The following is a 22,108-nucleotide window of genomic DNA, read 5'->3' as shown; positions in this document are numbered from 1 at the left end:
CGCCCATTTCTCTTCTGGTATGATAAAGTTGATATGTTAGCGCTTGCAATAATCTTGCTCCATTAACGACTACAGCTTGTACTTACTTCATACCAAGGTGGGAAACAAACATGAAAATGAATTCCTTGTATACTCGGATCCATACCATTGTTAAACACTTGGAACGTGCACGACTGACTTCAAAAACAGATATTCCCGAGCTTTACCATAAAGAAAGTGGTTATCATTCATGGGAACTGGTGCATGAAGACCCAACCTCCTGGAATGTTTTTCGCAAGGGAGACGGCTGGGGCGGCAAGGATGTACACAGTTGCTTCAAGACCCGTATTCGCATACCTGACCATATGGAAGGAAAAAGAGTAGTTTGCGTCATCGTAACGGGTGCTGACGATGTATGGAACTATGATAACCCTCAATTCTTTGCATTCCTGAATGGGGAATTGATCTGTGGACTCGACGTCAACCACACCGAAATTGATCTCACCCCGGCTGCAGTTAAGGGCGAAGAGTTCGAACTGGCATTATATGCGTACTGTAGCACTTCGGCAGCGGATGTATTCTTAAATGTATATATAGCTGAACAACATCAGCCTGTATCTGACTTATACTATGATCTCAGAGCGGCGCTTGAAGCCGCCGACCTATTACGTGACGATGATCTGGAGCGACTTAAGCTGATTGAACATCTGAATCAGGCGGTAAATCTGCTGGATCTTCGCCAGGAGAACAGTGCTGATTTTCATGCATCGGTGCTGGAAGCACGTCAATATTTGCAAAATCATGTCTACAGTGATGCCCGACCTGCGGGAGATCATATCCCTACAGTTCACTGTATCGGTCACACTCATATTGATGTGGCATGGCTATGGACATTAGACCAGACCAGGGAGAAGGTCATCCGAAGCTTCGCGAGTGTGCTCTATCTGATGGACAAGTTCCCAGAATATACGTTCATGTCTTCGCAGCCTCAGTTGTACTCATACCTGAAGTCCGATTATCCGGCTCTCTATGCCAAAATCAAAGAAAAAGTAGCCGAAGGCCGCTGGGAAGCGGAAGGCTCGATGTGGCTGGAAGCGGACTGTAACCTGATCTCTGGTGAATCAATGATTCGTCAGATTATCTATGGCAAACGTTTCTTCAAGGAAGAATTCGGCGTGGAAAACCGGGTGTTGTGGTTACCCGATGTGTTTGGTTACAGTGCAGCCATGCCGCAGATTATGCGCAAGAGTGGCATCGATTATTTTATGACGACCAAAATCGCTTGGAATGACACAAACCAAATTCCGAACGACACGATGTACTGGCGAGGTATTGACGGCTCTGAGGTGTTAACGCATTTCATCACGGCAACAGACTACGACAAGCATCCCGAATTCAGACAGCGCAGGTTCGAGACAACCTATAATGGACGGTTCAATGCATCTCAGATCAAGGGAACATGGCAGCGATACCAGAACAAAAACATCAATACCGATGTATTGCAGTGCTACGGATTTGGCGATGGAGGCGGTGGCCCGACAGAGGAAATGCTGGAGCAGGGTAGACGTCTTGAGAAAAGATTGCCTGGCATGCCTACGGTTAAACGTACCTTTGTCCGTGAGTTCTTTGAGAAGCTGGAGCAGAATCTGGCCGAGGTTCGTTCCGTTCCTCGCTGGTCAGGTGAGCTGTATCTGGAATACCACCGGGGAACGTATACCTCCATGGCTCGCAACAAACGGTACAACCGCCACAGTGAATTTGCACTGGCTGATGCGGAGCTATTCTCTGTTATTCGTCAGCAGGTGGATGCACAAGCGACCTACCCAACGGATGCTCTAGAGCACGCATGGAAGCTTACCATGTTGAATCAATTCCACGACACCCTGCCGGGAAGTGCCATTGAGCAAGTGTATATTGATTCGAAGGAACAATATGAAGAGGTCTTCCAGGTTACGGATGAACTGAAAAACAGTGCATTGAACGGAATTGTGAGCAGCATTCAGTCGGATGGAGAAACCATCGTTGTATTTAACACTACCGGCTTCGAACGGACGGATATGGTGGAGCTGCCTGCTTTTACGAAACAAGTGACGGTCTACGACGGGGAGCGTCCCGTACCAAGTCAGCGTACAACGGAGGGTGGACTGGTATTCCTTGCGGAGAACGTACCACCTTCCGGGTACAAAAGCTTCCGCATCCTGCCTGATGTATCCACTGAACAGATTGTCGGCGTATCGGTTGCACATTGGGAAGCTGATCAGCAACGTATTCAGACACCGTGGTACGATGTTCAATTGAATGAAAGTGCCGAGTTCGTATCCGTTTGGGACAAATTAGAGGGTCGTGAACTGCTCCAATCTGGCAAACGTGGCAATGTGCTGCAAGTATTTGAAGATCGTCCTGCCGAATACGAGGCGTGGAACATTGACGAATATTATGAAGAGCATATGTGGGAAGTTAGTGATCTGCAGGCGCTTGAATGGGTGGAAAGCGGACCGGTGCGTTCTGTGCTTCAAGTCAAACGGCAATTCCTCGATTCCGTCGTTGAGCAGAGAATCATTTTCTATGCGCATACACGCCGAATTGATTTCCTTACGCTGGTAGATTGGAAGCAGGAGCATTTATTATTGAAAGCTGCTTTCCCTCTGGATATCTGGAGTGAGAAGGCTGTCTACGAGATTCAATACGGTAACGTAGAGCGTGCAACCCACCGGAATACAAGCTGGGATCAGGCTAGATTCGAAGTCTGCGGACAGAAATGGGCGGATCTTGCGGAGAACGGGTATGGTGTTGCATTGCTGAACGATTGTAAGTACGGACATGACATTCATAATTCGGTGATGCGACTGTCACTCATTAAGAGCGCGACGTACCCGAATGAGAATGCTGACAAAGAGCTGCACGAGTTCACATACTCCCTCTATCCACACAAAGGAGATTTCCGTGAAGGACGTGTCATCCAAGCAGCATATGATATCAATCGTCCTCTAGTCGCTCGTGAAATTGGATCGCAAGCTGGCAGGTTACCAGGGGTCTGGTCGCTCGCATCCGTGGATCAGGACAATGTCGTGTTAGAGGTTATCAAAAAAGCCGAGGACAACGATGATATCATCATCCGTGTCTATGAAGCACATGGTCGCCGCACTCGGGCTGCTCTTCAGTTGCCTGAAGGTTCTAGTTCAACGGCATATGCATGTGATCTATTGGAAAATGTGGAAGCAGAAAGTGCCGTAGACAATGGTCGTATCTCTTTCGATATCAAACCGTATGAAATACTGACTTTCCGTATTCCGAAGGCATAATATCGTTTTGATGTTACATGTACTCTTTTATCGCAAAAAGTGCTCCTAGTCTCGTTAAAGACAGGAGCACTTTTTTTGTTGATACTGACAATTACACAATTCACTATAGGATACATATGCAACTATTTATTTTTCACTCTTTAAAACTCCTCATACTCACTCGGATCTTGATCCCACAAACGTCCATCTGGTCGGCTAAAGGAAGAGATGACTTGCATCTCCTCTGCGTTCAGCTCGAAGTCGAAAATATCGATGTTCTCCTGCTGATGCTGGAGCGAGCTTGCCTTAGGAATTGGAATAGAGCCGAGCTGGATATGCCAGCGCAGAATAATCTGGGTTGGCGTTTTGCCATGCGCTTCAGCAATGCGGAGGATTTGGTCGTCCTTCACGATATCCTGTACGGCATCATTGCCACGTCCAATCGGGCTCCAGGATTCATTCACAATGCCATGCTTCGCATCCTGTTCCCGTTGATTCGTTTGGTCGAAGAATGGATGAAGCTCAATCTGGTTCAGGCTTGGTGCTACGCCCGTTTCCTTAATCAGTCGTTCATTATGTTCAGGCAGGAAGTTACTTACGCCAATGGAGCGGATATATCCACGTTTCTTCGCTTCAATTAGAGCTTGCCAAGCCTCCACATACACATCCTTCTTCGGATTAGGCCAGTGAATTAAGTAGAGATCATAATAATCCAGGTCTGCTCTATAGAGCGATTCTTGGATAGCTACTAATGCTTTATCATACGCGTGATAGCGTCCCGGTAGCTTCGAGGAAATCAACAGTTCTTCTCTAGGAACAGGGCTCTGCTTGATTGCTTTTCCAACCGTTGCCTCGTTCTCATAATTGTAAGCTGTATCAATCAATCGATAACCTGCATCCATGGCAGACACGATCGATTTCACGCCTTCTTCTCCTTTTAGACTATACGTACCGAACCCGATCGCAGGCACTTGCAAGCCATCATTTAATGTATATTGCGGGATTGAATGTTTCATATGAGAACGCTCCTTTGTTCGATATTCTTATGTGTTTTGGAGAAAAAAGGGATATCCCCTCTCGGTTTATCTTAACCCCTCATACATGCTTGAATCAATTGGCCGTTAATCCATAGCCCTGCTCCGACATAGAAGACACGTTCGCTCTCCGCTCACTCTTGTGTAGCTTACATACCACTGAGGTCTGTATTGTAATAATTCATCATGCATTTCTCAACAAGTGCCAAAGAAGACGCCAGTCACAGTGAACCAGCGTCTTTTTTGTAGGTTTTATACGAGAGCTCATAATTTGTACTATAACTTGTACTGTATCTCTTACATTAGAAATTAGTTGAGATGATCTTAGCAGCTGTGCCCTCGTCGATGAAATCCATCACCGATACACCAAAGCGTCCCTTGGTATTCGTCGTAAAGAATGAGTTTACTTTAGGATTCAGATCGTCTTTAATGGAGCGAATGTTTGGGATACCGAACCAGCCTGGGTCATACCCACTTGTGAAATTCAGGTACAGCCAGGAAGGATTTTGAGTTTTGGCTTCATTGTACATGTTCTGAACATCCGTCCACTTCTTGCTCTTATCCGATACTTTAAAGTAATCTTGGATCTTCATTTTGGCTGCATTCTGGATGTTGAAGGTTGTGTTCTCCTGCCATGCGGTAGCATTAATGCCGTATGGAGTTTGACTCATATCGAATCGACGAAGTAATACAATCTTTCCTTTTGCTTCGCCAAGGGTGGGGATGTGGTCGGTTAGTAGCCATTTGTCCGGGTTTTTGGCGACATAGGATTTAAAAGTTTCTTCGTAACTGCGTGTATTATTCGCTGGGGTATGTTCTTCTTTTACACTCATAATAATGGTCTCCGATGGATTACTGTTCAGGAAGCCAATGACCGCATTTAATACATCATCAAAGTTCTGGTTTTGATAGACTGACCCATGGTGGATGGTGAACGCATTCCCGTAATGTCTCGTACGCACGTCGAGGTAGCGAACCCCAATATTTAATTGCTGCGCAATCGTCAGATCCTGTGTCTTGGCCGTTCCACTGATGGGCTCGTATAGAGCACCGCTGTCATGTGTTCCCGGAATGGAAAGAGAAGCCAGTGAGGTGCTGGAAGGAAGCGATCCCATCCAATTGGAGCTGCTGTACGCGGAGGACACACTGGTCAACGTCCATGAAAAGAGAGTGACGAATGCAAGAGCCAGGCTTAGTCTTTTGAACAATGTAAATACCACCTTTGCTTGTTTTGGTGTGCGTCTGATCAGAAAGCGGCGCCAGCTCAATGATCAAATGCCTGTTACAGGCTGATATGCATATGCGTGGGGTTGTCTAGATGTCTATACATCAACTCTACTACTCCAGTGTTTACATGTGATTACGTCTAAGTAAAATGCAGATTAATTGAGAAATTGGACAAAAAATACATTTTACAGAACATGTATGATTACTTTATGAAGTGTTTAGCAGTGGATAGTTTTAGATAGAAAATAAGTAGAGGTAAAACAGAATAAAGCCCTCATCATGAATAATGAGGGCTTTTTGAGAACTCTTTTGAGTGATTAGCATTCTATCGATCTTATCTAATCGGTGCATTGGTTATTTATTCTCTGTAAGTATATCAACAACGATGTCGAGCTGCTTTTCTACACTTATTGGATCGCTCATAAGAAACTTATCAAAATCAATAGAGTATACCTTGCCTGCCTTCCCTGCTGGCGATTGTTGAATCAACTTCTGTACGTCCTTGAGATGCTCCTCTGAACCTTCAGTCACCGCGAGGAATAACCGATCACCGATATACTCCGGAACCACCTCGGCTGAGATCTCCCAAGTTTCGCCTTGGATCACGTCTGTCTCTACCTTCGCCGCTGGCTTCAGACCGAGATATTTGTAAATGATATTGCCTCCCATATTGGTATCCCCGTAGACAAAGAGCGCATCAGGTCGCACGTTCAAAATAGAAAAGGTCTCATCATCACTCACATAAGGGCTAACTTTCTCCTTATATTCAGCTATTTTGGCTGCGAACTTCTCATTCCACTGCTTGGCTTCCTCCTGCTTCCCAAGGATATCACCAAACATTTCGACATCCTTAATCGGGTCATTATACTGCTCAACAACAATGGTTGGGGCGATCTGACTGAGTGCATCATACCCACCTTCCACTGCCTCCGCAAAGGCTGCCGTTGTCACAATCAGATCTGGATTCAGTGATAAAATCTTCTCGGCATCGGGTGGAACACCCACATCTTCAATACCAGAAATATCTTCTATCAGCGGATTATCCAGAATGTATGTTGTTGTACCCACCGGCTTCACCCCAAGTGTCATCAGTTCACCCATATGATAGAAACTGACAACACGCTGAGGATGCACGGGAATTTCCGTTTCGCCCTTCAGATGAGTATACATCCGCGTTTCTATAGTATTGCTGTCTGTGGATGTAGCTGTAGTCGTCGATGGTTCTGATGATGGAGTCGGCTGGGAAGCCGCTGTATCTGTAGTGCTGCCTGTCTGGCACGCACTGAGAAGCAAGGATGTGCATAGTAGCATCATCGCTCCAAAGGTTGGTCTTGAAAATCTAAACATCGATGTGTCCCCTTCCCCGTTCAATTGATAATAAGTCTCATTCTCATTATGGGAATAGGCGTTGGGGCTTACAATAGACGATTCCAACCATCGTAATGGATTATACTGAACCTGTACCGTCTGTTGATGTTCTGCGCGAAACTGTAGCGGAGATAAGCCAGTATGCTTTTTGAACAAACGACTGAAATAGTACACATCCGCATACCCCACGTTGCTTGCAATCTCCTGAATACGTGCCTCTGTCCTTAATAGAAGCTGCTTCGATTTGTGTATGCGCACATGAATGAGATATTCAATCGGGCCAAGTCCAATCTGATTCTTGAACAAACGAGACAGGTAACTTGTACTGCAATGGTACCTTCTCGCGAGTTCTTCCGCTGTAATCGATTCGTTGTAATTCGTGTGAATGTAGTTGATCGTCTCTGTTACGATAGTTGTTCTGCTGTTTTCTTGGTTCGTCGATGTCTGAATTTGCCTCAAGACCTCGTTTACAAACGGGAGGAACGTAGACTGTGCCTGTAACTTATCCATCGGACTAGATTGTTGCCATGAACGGAACATCGTATCACATTTTTCCTGAATCGCCAGTAATGCATAGGGTGTAAAAACATACGGTATACGAAAACTTTGCGCATCCTCTAGTGACGCACAGAACGGCGTATATTGAATGAAGTAACAGGCAAAGTCCTGATCTAGCGGATGCAAACTCAGTTCATCTCCCTCTCCCCCGTGCAGAATATAGGGAGCCTGCGCCTGATACACCTTTCCTGATAAATTCACTCTAGCCTTTCCATGCGTTATAACTATGAAAAAACTGCCCTGTCCCAGATCAAGATCAGGGACTATACCATACGCTACGCGATAATGCCGAATCTCCAGCAATCTAAAGGCAGTTCGGCTCCACCGCTCAATATGAGCTTCCCAATCCATACATGCTCCTCCCCCACTTTGATGGCAGAACGGCCTTTATCGTTGCTGTTACACCTGGATTTCTTTCGATTTAAAATATGCCTATTATATCACAGACAAAAAGCCATTAACCCCTAAGGGTTAACGGCCATTAGAATCATTTTTATGAGTACTCTCTTACATATTGTTTATCTTCTTTCAGTTGCACGATATCATGACCTGTTGGATTCTGGAAGGCACGAAGTCCAAAGGTTTGCGCAACCGCAAAGATATGGTCAAAGATATCGGCCTGCACGGATTCATAAACGCCCCAATTAATATCATTGCTGAATGCATAAATTTCAAGAGGGAGTCCGCGATCTTCCGGTGCTAGCTGCCTTACAATCATCGTCATATCCTGATTAATTTTGGGATGATTCCGTAGGTATTGATGAATATATTCTCTGAAGACACCCACATTGGTGAGCTGCCTACCGTTCACATTGCTCTCCCGATTTACCTGATGCTCAACGTTGTAGGCTTCAATCTCCTCTAGCTTGGCGGTTACATAATCGGTTAAGTAGTGAATTTTCTCAAATTCAGCTACCATCTCTTCCGTGCAAAATTGGATACTACTAATATCGATATAAATGCTTCGCTTAATTCTTCTACCGCCAGAGACTTGCATGCCTCTCCAGTTTCGGAAGGAATCTGAGATTAGAGCATAGCTGGGGATCATCGTAATCGTTTTATCGAAATTTCGTACCTTCACGGTATTCAGTGTAATGTCGATGACGTCACCGTCAGCGTTATACTTCGGCATTTCAATCCAGTCACCTACACGTACCATATCATTGGAAGATAATTGCACTCCCGCGACTAGCCCAAGGATCGAGTCCTTGAACACCAGCATCAACACCGCCGATAGCGCACCAAGTCCACTAAGAATGATCAATGGATTCTGACCAATCAGGTTCGAGATGACGATAATGCCTCCTATAATAAATAGGACAATCTTCGCCACCTGAATATATCCCTTAATCGGTCTAATCTTCGAGACTTCATAGGAACGATATATCTCATCGAATACATTGAGTAACGTGTTGAACACGGTGATCATGACAACAATCATATATGTCATTGCAGCCTTCTCTACTAAGGCTTGGTAGGCTGGAAAGATATAAGCTGAGTAATAGATAATGATGGCTGGCACGAGATGCGACAGCTTGTGAAATAATTTTTTCTCGACAATGATGTTGCCCCATCTGTAGCGGTTGTTATTGACGATATGATTGATCGTCTTCAGTACGATTTTTTTGGTAATATAATTCGCCACGACTGAGATCATCGCAATAAAAATAATCATGATGATGTTTGAAAGATACCCGATGGATGGTTCACTCATGCCCAATTCTTCTAGTTGATTTCTAATAAAGTCCATGGTTTCCTCCTCACATAGTTTAGTTTAGCCTACTATTATAGAGTAGTTTGAAGCACGACGCAAAATGCCTACAAAAATAACCACCTAAGAAGGTGGTTTCTTCGTCTAACCTCATAAGACCGCTCCGCCGCGCCCTACTGTAACTGCTCTATGAATCGTTTGCTCTCCTCCGCAATGCGGTCTGGTGCCTCGTTATGAATATAATGTCCACCAGGTAAGATTAGAATTTCGCCTCTCTTCACAGACGCTATGTAGTTCTTCAAAACAGCCTTCCAGTTCTGCACCGGCACTTCCTCTCCGCTCGAACCAAAGAAATACATCGGTACATCTGGAACACCGTGTTCCAGAACCTTGGCCGCGTTATCTCTAATCATCTTCACCTCGTCGTTCATATTCGACGTCTGCGTACTCTTGTAAAATAATGCTCGGTAGAGCTCCTCTTCTTGCGACGAGAGATGCTTCTGCTGAATAGCTGCTGATGAATCTACAATGCCGGGGAAAAAGCGGGTGATTCCAATACGTGCTCCCAAACCTGTAAGTGCCATCGTTCCCGGCGAAGGGAGCGGATATTCCTCATACACCTCTGGAACCGCAGGATCAAGTCCGATAATCGCCTCAACCTCATCTGGAAACATCTGTGCCCAGTATAAGGCTTCAATGCCTGACATCGAATGTGGAAATAAGACATATGGTGGTTGCTGCCCTGCCAAAGTCAGTGCGGTTCGTGTCTCTTCTAATATCGTATCGATATCACGGGAGACCTTGGCCGTTTCACTGAAACCATAACCTGCTTTTTCTACAACTGCGACCTTGTATTGATCCGATAATCTGGTGTATAAAGCTTTGAAATCCAGTACAGGAGCGGATGTGCCCCCGCCCGACATAAAGACAAGTGTTCGTGATCCCGCACCTTCCGTATAAACGTGCATCTGATGATTGTTCACATGAACCATCGTTCCTGGCGGTACAAGTAGAGCTGATTCTTGTTTTAATTGAATCCAATGATTCGTGAAGCTAATAGAGATAAATATAAGCAGAAGACCAAGCAATGCGATAATGCTGTATCCTATTCTTTTCAGCCAAACTCTCATGATTTTCCTCCTATAGCATGCTTGCTCCGTATCTCAGGTGTGTGTATGTACATTTCAAACTGTTAAACTCTCTACATGAAGCTCTATTGTGAACTGATCTTATTAGGTTAGCTCGATATTGCTTAATGCCATACTCATATTCTCGTAAAATGGATACACCCGGAGCACGTTCTACCATTCGTTATTATACGAAATATACTACAATATCTGGTATGATGGCGATAATTACATATTAGTTTTTTAGTTTAAAGCGTACAAAGGATGAATCATAGGAGGATATGACGGAATGAACAGACTTTCCCTCGGTACTAAAGTACTGATGCTAATCACCGCACTGAGTATGACACTAGCAAGCACAATTTCGGCGGCAGACTTCACAGAATTCCCCAAGCCTACATGGAGTACCACGGTACCAGCCAATACCAGCACGAATAGTTTTGCCCCTAAGCCTATCGAAGATCAGTACCTGCCTATCGTGTCTACCAAGGATAATACGGCCTACATGCTGCTACGTCATAAAGCAGGAAACAAATCTACCTATCAGATGATGGCTGTCAACGACGTAACCGGCAAACAAACATGGGTTCATACCTCACCTTACAGATATAATCCATACAACATTGATGCCAATGGAAATGCCTATTATGTAGAGGACGTTAAAGTCGGAAACAAACATGGGAGCAAGCTGATTGCATTGGATGTCAATATGAAGCCACGATGGGAAAAGGTCTTTCCTGATGGCGGAAACTTCGAGGTGCTGAGCGATGGTCGTTATGCAGTCATTGATTTTGTTGGCGAGAAAAACCTACTTAAACTCTATTCAACAGAAGGTAAAGAACTCGTTAGTAGATTGTACAATGGTAGTATTCGACACATCCAAGGGGATTATGTTGGTACCGCCAACTATGAGGAGAATGCTACAGTTATAACGATTTACTCTATCTCAAGAAATAAAAAAGTTACTTCTTACGAATGGCCAAAAGAATATTTCAGCCCATACCATAACGACTTTGATGTCTTAAGCGGGGGTACGATTCTTGTTCCTCTCATCGACGAAAAGACAGGGATGGAAACGTTGCAAGGCATTTCGCCTACAGGGAAGAAGAAATGGACGCGCTCCTTGCCCACGCCAGTACCTAACAGTACTCTGTTTCAATCGATCGGCAACCACTTCCTCATTCAAGAGGAAAATACACTTAGCGTTTATGACACAAACAACAAACGGATCTCCACAAGGACTTTTGATGATCTTCCTGAGCTAGGTAAGTTACAGTTTCTGAATAAGGATACCTTTGTATTCGGTGCAGTCGAGGATAAAGGGCTGGTTCCTGTGAAGTTGATTGAGCAAGGGTTTACGCATAATGATTACGTTACAATGCCATCCAACGCGGTATATCATGTGCTGGATCGTACGCTAAGCTCGATAAATGCATTAAAATTAGACCAAGCGCCGTTCTCGGCAGAGAACATCCGCTTCGTGAATGCCAATACCTTTTATCTGACCATGGAGAAGACATTAGCGAAGTATGAACTTACGGGTAAGTAGGTTGGGTGATTGTTAGAATGCGGAATTTTTCATTTGATATGAATATGATCTATGTAACTGGGCATCTGCACTTGTAGTTCTTGTAGTTCTAGTTAAAATTATGTTCCATTCTTAATGTCTCTAGAATGGCTGGTTTAACACCAGTCGTATGATGCAGGGCACCGCGTGCTGGACATTGCACGCGGTGCGAATAACAACTTCATGCTAGATCCGTCTTAATTTATTTCCTCACGATTCATCCGAAATGGCTAGTAATTCACTTACTGTGACCAAACGGTACCCTTCCGCAATAAGCTCTTCTACCAGTATTCGAACAGCCTCCACCGTCTGTGAACGATCCGCATACCCATCATGAAAAATGAGTACACTACCAGGCTTTACCGTAGGCCTTGTATGCTTCAAAATATACTCCACACCAGGATTGTCCCAATCCTTCGCATCGCCGTTAACCGCAGCAACCGTATGGTAACCCTGTTCCACCGCCAGAGATAAGATGTCGTCATTTATCCCAAAGTATGGTGGTCTGAAAAGATTTGTCGGTTTCCCTGTTACTTCCCGAATGACGTTCTCCGCTCTTTGTAGCTCTTCCCCAGCTTGCTCCAGTGTCAATTCGGTCAGATTGGGATGTGTAAACGTATGATTTGCTATCTCATGCCCTTCACGGTGAACCTCAGCTGCAATTTCCGGGTATGATTCCATCTCCTTACCAATCATGAAGAAGGTCGCTTGTCCTCCCACACGATGGAAAATCTCAAGGATTTGCTGTGTGTACACCGGATGCGGTCCATCATCAAAAGTGAAAGCTACAGCCTTTTCCCGTACAGATACCTGTTCAACTAACAACATTTTATTCATGAAATAATAGCTCCTCTCTATGATAACTTGAATATAAAACCTTAAAGTGTGTGTTTTACACATGGAGTTAAGATATATGTACAATCGTATTATGGTAACAATTATATCAAACAGCATGGGAATATAGGGAAAATATGAAGTCTGAAATAAAAATCAGCCATTATAGTCCCCAATCCTAGCCTAACTAGATGGAACCTAACTTTACTAGAGGCATTAAGAGTAATAATATTACAAATATACTTAATAATATGTAGATAGCTTTATATATTAAACACCTCAAAGAGAGCAGACTCTATAAGGGAGATACTAATTTTATGAAGAAAAAACGTGGCTTATGGGTGACCCTAGCTCTAGCTATGACGATAACAGCGATAATTGCTTATGCTTCAACAAGCACAAATCAGGAAGGTGTTCTTGCAAAATCAAATACACTTGAAAGTCCCAATAGCAGTTCTTTTACCGAAGAAAAGTCGATCGACCCAATGGTTATTGGTGCGGACAATCCCATTGGTGATACTGTAAGTGGTGATGCCGTTGTACAAAAATCCTTCACTGTAAATGCGGGGCATGGCCATATTAAACTTTCGATGAACAACCATAGTAGTCATTCGGTTTTTGTTTCCTTAACACACAATAATACGGGAAAAGTATATTTCTCTCAGGAGATTGCCGGAAAAGAAAATTTTACGTGGAAAAACTTTGAACAAGGTTTTGAACAAGGCGTGCGTGGTGGAGACTATACGCTTCAATGGAGTGGCGGGGGTAGTCAAGTAAATGGCGACTTCTCCGGGGTAACCGGTTCATCCATTTCTGATGTTATGAATTAACGATTCAAGTGTGCTGTTGAGAAGGCTCCTGATATCCAGGGGCTTTTTTATTTACTCAATCTCCTTCGGGTCAGCCCATTTAAAAGAATGGAAACCTGTTATCAATCGCATGTAGACTGTCACTCCCCTATAGGCTTTTGCATAGCATGGAGAATATGAACGAATCTAAATTGGAGGTCATGACCATGAACTTGCAAGTGCAGGGACAACAAGAACAAACATTGTTTCGAATGGATCCAACCACTATGAATAACTTAAAATCCATTCAAGACCATGTAACAAATACATGTAAACACCATGTTAATACACTTGTTCGAGTGGAGACAGTAGATGGCGATGTTTTTGAAGGGTTACTCATCCACTGCGAAAGGGGAATTTTATACTTAAAACTACCAAGCCCTATGACTAATCGAGGCTTTGTTCCTGGTTTCCAAAATGATGTCGTATTACCCCTGGTGCTGTTTAATTTACTCGCCATTTCATTATTGTAGGCCTGACCTAAGCCTAACCCTATCATTAAGGAGTGAAATCTTATGGCATTCATGCCGCCTCAAGGACCACAAGGAACACAGCAGCCGCCATCCTCTCCTCCTCCACAATTCACACCACCGCAACCCGCTGCTACAGCGTTCGCCATCGACCCCGGTGCTATTGTCGGTTGTTTATTTCGCAACACCTATGTGTGGCTGAGAAATGGGAACTCGTTCTGGTTCTTCCCAACCTTTGTAGGACGTACATCCGTTGCAGGTTTTAGATGGACCGGTCGAAGATGGGTGTTTACTGGAGTTGATCTAAGAAGCATTGTGTCATTTACATGTTTTTAAAGAAGAAAATTGCGATCCCTTTTCCACTCACAAAAACAAAAAAGCACCCTCCTGGGTGCTTTTTCTATTACTACTAATGGAGGCGAGGGGAGTCGAACCCCTGTCCGAAGATAACGACACATAAGCTTCTACGGGTGTAGTCACAGTTTTGATGTCACCCGAGCCGCATTGTTGAGTAGCACTATTTTAAGCTCATGCTTTCCAAAACATAATTTATTAAATTGATGTATTATTCTTATTCAAAATTTCGCTTCTTTAACGCTGCTTCTAGTGAAAATGAAATGAGAGTTTCTAACTATGTTTACCAATTCTCAGTATTACCGCAACAAAATTTAAATTTTTGTTCTCCAAAACATATACATGGATCATAAGGTTTAACAGTACTCTTTAATTGCTTTATAACACTGTTATTTGATTTTTGTATGTGTTTTAATGTGATTCTAAGTAGCTTTCTCGAGTCTCTTTTGATTTGTTTGTGAATCTCTTCAAAACTTTCATGAACGTCAACATACAAATTAAGAAGATCAAAAGAAAAATACATTAAATCTGTTGATATATCATCTACCATTTTGTTGGGTTTAGATATATTAGAAAAAACTAATTTTCTCATATTAACATTTCCTATTTTATAAATTTTAGACTTTTCAGTATCTAATCCATTTATTCGTGACCCGACAGAAGGGTGCGTAAAATCACAAAGGAATGTATAGAGCATCGACCACGTTTCTCCTTTATGTGGTTTTGAGGTAGTTTCCATTTTAGAGATTGTTTTGCTGTATCCCATTTGAGGGGTAGGATCAAAGTAATCCTCTTTAAGTTTGTATTCTTGCAGCCTACCAGTCTTGCTATATTCTGGCCAGTCAACAAACGTTTCTGAGACTAATTTATTTAAATCTTTTTCAATTTCTATAAACTCTTCATTTACTTTTGAAAGGATTTTTTTAGCCTCGTCTTGACTTGATTCAACTTGTTTTAAATATTTTTCTATTTTCGACATACTAAACTTTGCTTTTCTCAAAACTTTCTCAAGCATGGAAATACTCTCTAAAATTAACCTCAGTGTTGCTCCTGATGCTGAGTAGTTTTTTGACTCTATTAATATTAAAAATGATTGAATAGAATCTATTATTCTATGCGCTGTTACTTGTCTTGCATAGTTTAGTTGTTCCGGATAGTTTCCTAGCGTTAATACAACAAAAAGAAAAACATCAAAATTGTACTTTTTATTCGAGAGTGAGTTACGAAGCAATTCGTTCTTTCCATCTCCCCACACTACAAGGTTTGGATGCTGCTGATATGCTGAATCCCATAGTTTTTCTTTTATCTTTGATTTAAATCCCTCTGAAGATTCTAAATTATATTTTTCGCCTACAGAAACATAATTACTCCAAAAAATTTCCATTTTCTTAAACCCTCCTAATCATAATTTAATAATTAATTTTGTTTTGATGCTATCGAATCTTGTATTTCATCTTGTATACTACCTTTAAACATTTTTTAAAACCGCCTTTAAAGGAGTACATTATGCTACGCCACATTAAATATGGTAATACCATTATCAAATATAAGCTAATCCTCAAACCAATTAAAAAAGACATTTCCATCACCGTGGACCTGCACGAAGGAGTCCAAGTTATCGTCCCAGACTCCGTTTCTCAGGAACGAATTGACGAGATTATGTATCAAAAAGCTCCTTGGATCTTAAAAAACAGTACGCCTTCCGCGAAATCGAAGACGAAGCCGCGTCTCTGGAGTTTTTCAGCAGCGAGAAGATTCGTTACTTGGGTAGAGCGTATAGGCTCAAAGTGACCCAGCAGAACAACGAACAGCCTTCACTCTCGTGTAAAAATGGAAGGTTTATGGCGACCCTCCCTTCAGATTACAGCTAAGAGCAGCAGACGGAAAAGTTAAAACGACTCTATATCGATTGGTATAAATCTCAAGACACTTTCAAGCTCAAAGAACGCCTCAAGCACTACAACAAACTTACTGAGCTTAATCCCTCTTCTGTGGTACTTAAAGATCAGGAAAAACGTTGGGGTAGCTGCACAAAGAAAGGGGAGCTTCTCATCAATTGGCGCATTATGATGGCTCCCCTTCGTATTTTTGATTATGTGTTTGTGCATGAAATGGCTCAACTAAAAGGTTCCTGATCATTCTGAAGCTTTCTGGAGTTATCTGCGTTCTATTATGCCCGAATACGAAGAGCGGAAAGAATGGCTGCGGAACAAAGGCCCTAGACTCATGCTGTAACAATAACGTAAAACAGTGCTGATACAAAAGCAAACGATTTAGATCAGAACTCTGAGATGACTTTACCATTCTCGAAAGAAGCCGAACAATTTAACTTATGATATTGAACTTATTAAATTAGTTGCTCAACAAGTTATAATGGCAAGTGGAGATCCTATGTTTTGAATCATTGTTTAACTTACTCCCTTGAATCCAACAAGCAAAAACAGCCACCATTTGGTGGCTGTCACTGATACTACTAATGGAGGCGAGGGGAGTCGAACCCCTGTCCGAAGATAACGACACATAAGCTTCTACGGGTGTAGTCACAGTTTTGATGTCACCCGAGTATCGCCCCGTAACCGGCTATACGTTGGGTCAGCCTGATTGTCTTCTTCAGCACACCCCAGGCGGAGATGTGACAGCGTATCCCACTACTTGTTAGCCCCTAATCCTGTCACATGGGCGATGCAGGTTAGAAGCACGCACACAGTTTCTTAGGCTGCGAAAGCGTAGTTTGTTTGTTGTTTGCCGTTTAATAGGCTTTAGCGTTGATGAAGCGGACGCGTCCCCACTACCCGCTACCCATGCTCGAACTATCCCCGTCGAATCCATAAACGCCCCCTCATATAAGAAGGGCTCCAGGATTAATCCGTGAATACGGAGCAAAGGTGCTGCACATCTTTTTCCTCCAAGGTAAAAAGATGCTCTTTCTAACTCGGCATTCCTGTCTGCTACATAAGTAATCTTATCACAGGACAGCTCACCGATATAGTACAGATTGCTGGAAGACATTCCAGCAGGCTAAGTAACTGTGCAAGTTTAACCAATACAGCAGTTACCAGCGAATCGTCTACATATTATACCGCGTCCCTCAGACGAAGTAAAGTTTACTGCCACGTAGCAACGATTCATCATCAGCTTCACTTAACTATTTTACCCACCATCCGAGAAAATTAAGCAACCACGAACTTATCTTATCGTATCAAACGTACCCTACTGTTCAAGCAATAAAAAATCTCAATCCCGCCCATTACCGGACAAGTTTGAGATTCTCTATCATGATATGACTGTCACTAATTCACCAGCAACTAATGGCTAACGAAATCTACATGCAGCCTCTCACGCTTAACGATCCAATTAACGAGCGATCTTCTGCTTCTCGCGCATTGCTCTTTGAATATCACGTTGTGCATCCCGCTTGGCAGCAGTCTCACGTTTATCATATTGTTTCTTACCTTTACCCAGTCCAAGCAGCAGCTTCGCGTAGCCATTACGCACATAAATCTTCAGCGGCACAATGCTGTAACCGTCTTGCTTCGACAGTCCAAGCAGCTTGTGAATCTGCGATTTATGTAGCAAGAGCTTCCGTGTGCGCGTAGGATCGAGTGGATTATGTCGGTTCCCTTGTTCAAAAGGACTAATATGCATATTGTGAATATGAATCTCACCGTTCCGAATCGTGGCAAACGCATCTCCAATATTCGCACGTCCGTTACGAATAGACTTAATCTCCGTTCCGGTAAGCACCATGCCCGCTTCATACGTATCTTCAATGAAGTAGTCATGGGAAGCCTTTTTGTTCTGTGCGAGCACTTTACTCTGTCCATCATTCTTGCCCATGTCCTCACTCCTTCTTCATAAAATAAATCCGTTCCATGCTTGTGTCCACAATGCATTCATGTTGCACCAAATTACCCGTGCCAGACCTCAATTGTAGCAATTACGGCTGTTAAAATCAAGAAAGAGGCGACCTCAGCCGCCCCTCCTCATTACACCTTTTCCAGACGATACGAAACAGCTTCACACATTCCTCAAGACAGTCTCTTTTCATCTATACCGCTTCTTCAAGGATCGTTCTGCTCATCCAGATCATGAACCTTGTCGATTCACTCATCTATTCAACAGCCTTACCTTACTTTTTCTTCTTCCGTACAAAAGCCGCCGTACTATTACCGGCTCCGCCTTTGTTCTTCTTCCGCTTACGACGAGGTGCTCCACCTTCCTGAGTGCCTCCAGGTGTTGCTGCATCGCCAATAAAGATACCACTAGGTGACGTTTTTTTGCGGCCATTGCCGCCTTTGCCACCTTTACCGGATTTGAAGCTACCCTCACCGCGATCGCTGCGACCGCTAGAGCTACTTCCCTGGCCTCCGCCAGCACTTTGCTCCTGACTACCACTTGGTGCAGAGCTGTAGCCGCCTTTGCCTGAACCAAAGCCGAAGCTTACTGCTCCTTTGCCACGATTAGTCGATCCCCCAGCTTCTCCACTCCGGCGCTCACCCTTCGGTTTGCCACTGCCTTTACCAGCAAAGCCGCCAGTTGAGCCTGCTCCAGCATTCGCTGAACCACTACGTCCGCCGCGTCCACCTTTGCTGCTCTCTTCCGGTGATCTGCCGCCACGACCTCTTCCAGCACCACCTGTAGCGCCAGAGCCACCTTTGCCACCACGTGAACCACTGAATCCACCTTTCGCTGCACCACGTCCACCGTTACCTCCAGGGCGACCACCTTTACCGCCGCGACCACCACCGAAACCACCAGGACGCTCACCGCGAGGCTTCATATCCACCATTTCAAAGTCAATCGTATACTCTTCCATGCTTACACGTGCCACACGGATCTTCACTTCATCACCGATGCGGAACACTTTGGAAGTACGCTCCCCAATAAGAGCCATATGTTGATCGTCAAAATGGTAGTAGTCGTCCGTGAGCGCACTCAGGCGAATAAGACCCTCTACTGTATTCTCCAGTTCAATAAACATACCGAAGCTCGTTACGCTGCTGATCATACCCTCGAACTCTTCGCCTACTTTATCCAGCATATACTCAGCTTTTTTCATTTTCTCCGTATCACGTTCTGCTTCCACCGCAACACGCTCACGTTCGGATGATTGCTGTGCAATATCCGCCATACGTCCAGCCAAGTACTCTTGACGATTTTCTGGAAGAGCTCCGTTGTTCTCAATAACCTCACGAATCACACGGTGAATAACAAGGTCAGGATAACGACGGATTGGAGAAGTGAAGTGACTATAGAATTCTGCCGCCAGACCGAAGTGACCCGACATTTCAGAATCATACTTCGCCTGTTTCATGGAACGTAGCATCATCGTACTAATGACCGTCTGCTCTTTTGTTCCGTTGATATCCTCAAGCAACGATTGGAGTGCACGTGGATGAATGGCGTTACCGCGACCTTTAACGTGGTGTCCAAAATTCGCCGCAAAGGCGAGGAAATTTTGCAGTTTTTCTTGATCCGGGTCTTCATGCACACGATAGATGAACGGTACTTTAAGCCAGTGGAAATGCTCTGCCACCGTTTCATTAGCCGCTAACATGAACTCCTCAATGATCTGCTCCGCAATCGAACGCTCCCGTTTCACAATATCAATCGGTTTGCATTCTTTATCTACAATGATCTTGGACTCTTCAAAATCAAAGTCAACCGCCCCCCGGCGCATACGCATCGCACGCAGCTTCAAGGCAATCTCCTTCATCAGATGGAAGTCATCCACCAGATCTTTATATCGTTCGAGCAATTCCGGCTCTTCGCCTTCAAGAATTTTACGAACGTTGGAATACGTCATCCGCTCTTTTGTTTTAATGACACTTGTGAAAATATCGTGCTTCACAACCTTCATCTGGTCGTTAAACTCCATCTCACAGGACAATGTCAGACGATCTACCTGCGGATTCAAGCTGCATATGCCGTTAGATAGGCGTTGTGGCAACATCGGAATAACGCGATCCACCAAATACACACTACATCCACGATTGTACGCTTCTTGATCCAGCTTAGAGTTCTCGCGCACATAATAGCCAACGTCAGCAATATGAACACCCAGACGATAATTGCCATTAGGTAGCTTCTCAACGTTTACCGCATCATCCAGATCTTTGGCATCTTCGCCATCAATCGTAACGATATTCAGCCCACGCAGATCACGACGCCCCTGTTGAACAATCTCCTCATCTGTGATGGAGTCTGGTGCCTGCTCTGACTCCGCAACGACTTCATCCGGGAAAGCTTCTGGCAGTTGATGCTTGCGAATAACGGACAGGATATCAATGCCCGGCTCATCCTTATGCCCGAGAATCTCAATAATCTCACCCTCAGCCGCCGCACGGCCTTCTGGGTAACTAACGATCTTCGCTACAACCTTCTGTCCATCTACAGCTCCAGCAAAATTAGTGCGTGGGATAAAAATATCCCTATTAATGCGTTTATCGTCCGGAATGACGAATCCGTATACCTCATGGCTTTGGAATACACCGACGACTTGTGTCACCGCACGTGTAACAATGCGAACGATCTCGCCCTCCAAACGTCCACCTGACGGCCCTTTGGAAGTCACCTTCACGAACACGATGTCACCATTCATCGCACTTTTCATATCATTCGCGTGGATATACACGTCCGGGTGCTCTCGATCCTCTGGGATTAGAAACGCAAACCCTTTGGCGTGTGCCTGCAAACGTCCACGAACCAAGTCCATACGTTCAGGCATACCGTAACGGTTGTTGCGGGTAAGCAGAATTTTGCCGGATTCCTCCAGCGTATTAAGCATAATCAAAAAAGATTTGAAATCAGCTGCATCTTCAATCTCGAAGTGCTGTTCCAGCTCTTGATAAGTCATGGGTTTATAAGCGGTTTCCCGCATAAAGTCGAGCAATTGTTGTTCTGTTATCATTAATATATTCACCTCGGGAAACATAAAAGTATGATCTTGTCTCATCTCTTTATGTATCGGAATCCTTACCAATTTCATGCAATGTCATGCGTACCTTACTATCTCATACCCTAGTATACACGAATTCAATCCAGCACATCCGTCCCTAACAAAAAAACCACAGACGCAGGATTGCTCAAGGATAAGCACGCTTTCAAACGTAACTACGGATCATATCAGTTTAGAATTACTTCTTCTATACTTACTGAAAAAGGGATCAATCCACTTGTTCATGTATCATGAACCTCATTATAGGAATAGATTATGTGTGGAAGCACAGACAGGTACATTCCCTACATCGTAGGGGCATACCTTTCGAAGGAAGGAGAACCGAACAGAAGAGAAAAAGTAGTTCATGTAGTATAGGTGGCAGGAAAATACTGGACACGTTAAAATTTATTAAAAAACCTCCGTTTCTTCTCGAAACGAAGGTTAATCTTACAAGCGAATTCCGCTCATGCTATTGAATTGTCTGAGAACCTATCCTTCTTACTTGGACAAGATCGTAACAATAATAGACAAAATCATGAAACCTGCACCGAGTACAACCGTTGCACGTTGCAAGAAAAGATCCAGTCCGCGCGCTTTCGTTTTACCGAAAAGATGTTCCGCACCACCGGAGATGGCACCCGCCAAACCAGCGCTTTTCCCGTGCTGCAGCAATACTACAGTGATTAGACCGATCGAGAAAACAACGAGCAGCAATTTCAAAGCAATATCCATTCTTTCCACCTCCTACCCATGTGGGCATAACATCTCACCATAAAAACAGTTAGTTTGATTGTACCATAGCTACTGCTG

Annotated in this window: 15 protein-coding genes, 1 other RNA gene and 2 pseudogenes; 7 read left to right on the top strand and 11 right to left on the bottom strand. The window is 44.0% G+C overall.

What is annotated here, in order from left to right:
* Positions 1-110 precede the first annotated feature (110 nt).
* Positions 111-3,281 carry an alpha-mannosidase gene (locus tag M3636_RS25950; protein WP_128099870.1) on the top strand — a complete coding sequence of 1,057 codons (3,171 nt, stop codon included), beginning with the start codon at positions 111-113 and terminating at the stop codon, positions 3,279-3,281.
* A 140-nt stretch (positions 3,282-3,421) separates the two neighbouring features.
* Here the strand turns inward: M3636_RS25950 and M3636_RS25945 are convergent, their stop codons facing one another.
* The 5 genes from M3636_RS25945 to M3636_RS25925 form a co-directional block, all read right to left on the bottom strand.
* The gene (locus M3636_RS25945) at positions 3,422-4,276 is read right to left on the bottom strand and encodes an aldo/keto reductase (RefSeq protein WP_128099869.1); all 855 of its coding nucleotides are present in this window, start codon (positions 4,274-4,276) and stop codon (positions 3,422-3,424) included.
* 320 nt (positions 4,277-4,596) lie between these two features.
* Complete coding sequence (locus M3636_RS25940) at positions 4,597-5,502, bottom strand: phosphatidylinositol-specific phospholipase C (RefSeq protein WP_128099868.1); 906 nt, start codon at positions 5,500-5,502, stop codon at positions 4,597-4,599.
* Positions 5,503-5,875: 373 nt separating this feature from the next.
* Positions 5,876-7,798, bottom strand: a complete 1,923-nt coding sequence (locus M3636_RS25935; protein WP_128099867.1) for an AraC family transcriptional regulator — start codon at positions 7,796-7,798, stop codon at positions 5,876-5,878.
* A gap of 142 nt (positions 7,799-7,940) precedes the next feature.
* Positions 7,941-9,197, bottom strand: a complete 1,257-nt coding sequence (locus M3636_RS25930) for a mechanosensitive ion channel family protein (RefSeq protein WP_251384455.1) — start codon at positions 9,195-9,197, stop codon at positions 7,941-7,943.
* Between the two features lie 134 nt (positions 9,198-9,331).
* Positions 9,332-10,288: an alpha/beta fold hydrolase gene (locus M3636_RS25925; RefSeq protein ID WP_251384454.1), complete on the bottom strand. Its 957-nt coding sequence runs from the start codon at positions 10,286-10,288 to the stop codon at positions 9,332-9,334.
* 286 nt (positions 10,289-10,574) lie between these two features.
* On the opposite strand from M3636_RS25925, the gene M3636_RS25920 reads away from it, so the two are divergent.
* A complete protein-coding gene (locus M3636_RS25920) occupies positions 10,575-11,834 on the top strand; it encodes a hypothetical protein (RefSeq protein WP_251384453.1) in 1,260 nt (419 codons plus the stop codon).
* 228 nt (positions 11,835-12,062) lie between these two features.
* Here the strand turns inward: M3636_RS25920 and M3636_RS25915 are convergent, their stop codons facing one another.
* Positions 12,063-12,689, bottom strand: coding sequence for a polysaccharide deacetylase family protein (locus M3636_RS25915; RefSeq protein ID WP_251384452.1), 627 nt, complete (start codon positions 12,687-12,689; stop codon positions 12,063-12,065).
* Between the two features lie 314 nt (positions 12,690-13,003).
* On the opposite strand from M3636_RS25915, the gene M3636_RS25910 reads away from it, so the two are divergent.
* The 3 genes from M3636_RS25910 (at position 13,004) to M3636_RS25900 (ending at position 14,340) form a co-directional block, all read left to right on the top strand.
* A complete protein-coding gene (locus M3636_RS25910; protein ID WP_251384451.1) occupies positions 13,004-13,516 on the top strand; it encodes a hypothetical protein in 513 nt (170 codons plus the stop codon).
* Between the two features lie 185 nt (positions 13,517-13,701).
* Positions 13,702-14,007, top strand: a complete 306-nt coding sequence (locus M3636_RS25905) for a hypothetical protein (RefSeq protein WP_145051995.1) — start codon at positions 13,702-13,704, stop codon at positions 14,005-14,007.
* A gap of 42 nt (positions 14,008-14,049) precedes the next feature.
* The gene (locus tag M3636_RS25900) at positions 14,050-14,340 is read left to right on the top strand and encodes a transporter (RefSeq protein WP_128099861.1); all 291 of its coding nucleotides are present in this window, start codon (positions 14,050-14,052) and stop codon (positions 14,338-14,340) included.
* A gap of 301 nt (positions 14,341-14,641) precedes the next feature.
* Here M3636_RS25900 and M3636_RS25895 read toward each other — a convergent pair whose 3' ends face one another.
* The gene (locus M3636_RS25895; RefSeq protein WP_251384450.1) at positions 14,642-15,742 is read right to left on the bottom strand and encodes a DUF5677 domain-containing protein; all 1,101 of its coding nucleotides are present in this window, start codon (positions 15,740-15,742) and stop codon (positions 14,642-14,644) included.
* A 502-nt stretch (positions 15,743-16,244) separates the two neighbouring features.
* Here M3636_RS25895 and M3636_RS29865 point away from each other — a divergent pair.
* Both M3636_RS29865 and M3636_RS29860 read left to right on the top strand, forming a co-directional pair.
* Positions 16,245-16,493, top strand: a pseudogene (locus M3636_RS29865) (YgjP-like metallopeptidase domain-containing protein); the annotation flags it as partial.
* Between the two features lie 7 nt (positions 16,494-16,500).
* Positions 16,501-16,593: pseudogene (locus tag M3636_RS29860) on the top strand (zinc metalloprotease); the annotation flags it as partial.
* A gap of 239 nt (positions 16,594-16,832) precedes the next feature.
* Here M3636_RS29860 and ssrA read toward each other — a convergent pair.
* The 4 genes from ssrA to secG all read right to left on the bottom strand — a co-directional run bounded on the left by ssrA (position 16,833) and on the right by secG (position 22,030).
* Positions 16,833-17,197: a transfer-messenger RNA gene (ssrA, locus tag M3636_RS25890) on the bottom strand.
* A 515-nt stretch (positions 17,198-17,712) separates the two neighbouring features.
* The gene (gene smpB / locus M3636_RS25885; protein WP_128099860.1) at positions 17,713-18,195 is read right to left on the bottom strand and encodes an SsrA-binding protein SmpB; all 483 of its coding nucleotides are present in this window, start codon (positions 18,193-18,195) and stop codon (positions 17,713-17,715) included.
* Positions 18,196-18,487: 292 nt separating this feature from the next.
* The gene (gene rnr / locus M3636_RS25880) at positions 18,488-21,268 is read right to left on the bottom strand and encodes a ribonuclease R (RefSeq protein WP_251384449.1); all 2,781 of its coding nucleotides are present in this window, start codon (positions 21,266-21,268) and stop codon (positions 18,488-18,490) included.
* 528 nt (positions 21,269-21,796) lie between these two features.
* Positions 21,797-22,030: a preprotein translocase subunit SecG gene (secG, locus tag M3636_RS25875; RefSeq protein WP_128099858.1), complete on the bottom strand. Its 234-nt coding sequence runs from the start codon at positions 22,028-22,030 to the stop codon at positions 21,797-21,799.
* Between the last annotated feature and the right edge of the window lie 78 nt (positions 22,031-22,108).

The sequence above is a fragment of the Paenibacillus sp. MER 99-2 genome, from assembly GCF_023714095.1.
In the GTDB taxonomy this organism is placed as follows: Bacteria; Bacillota; Bacilli; order Paenibacillales; family Paenibacillaceae; genus Paenibacillus.
Note: the sequence above shows the minus strand (reverse complement) of the source record. Positions and strands in the feature narration are given on the sequence as shown.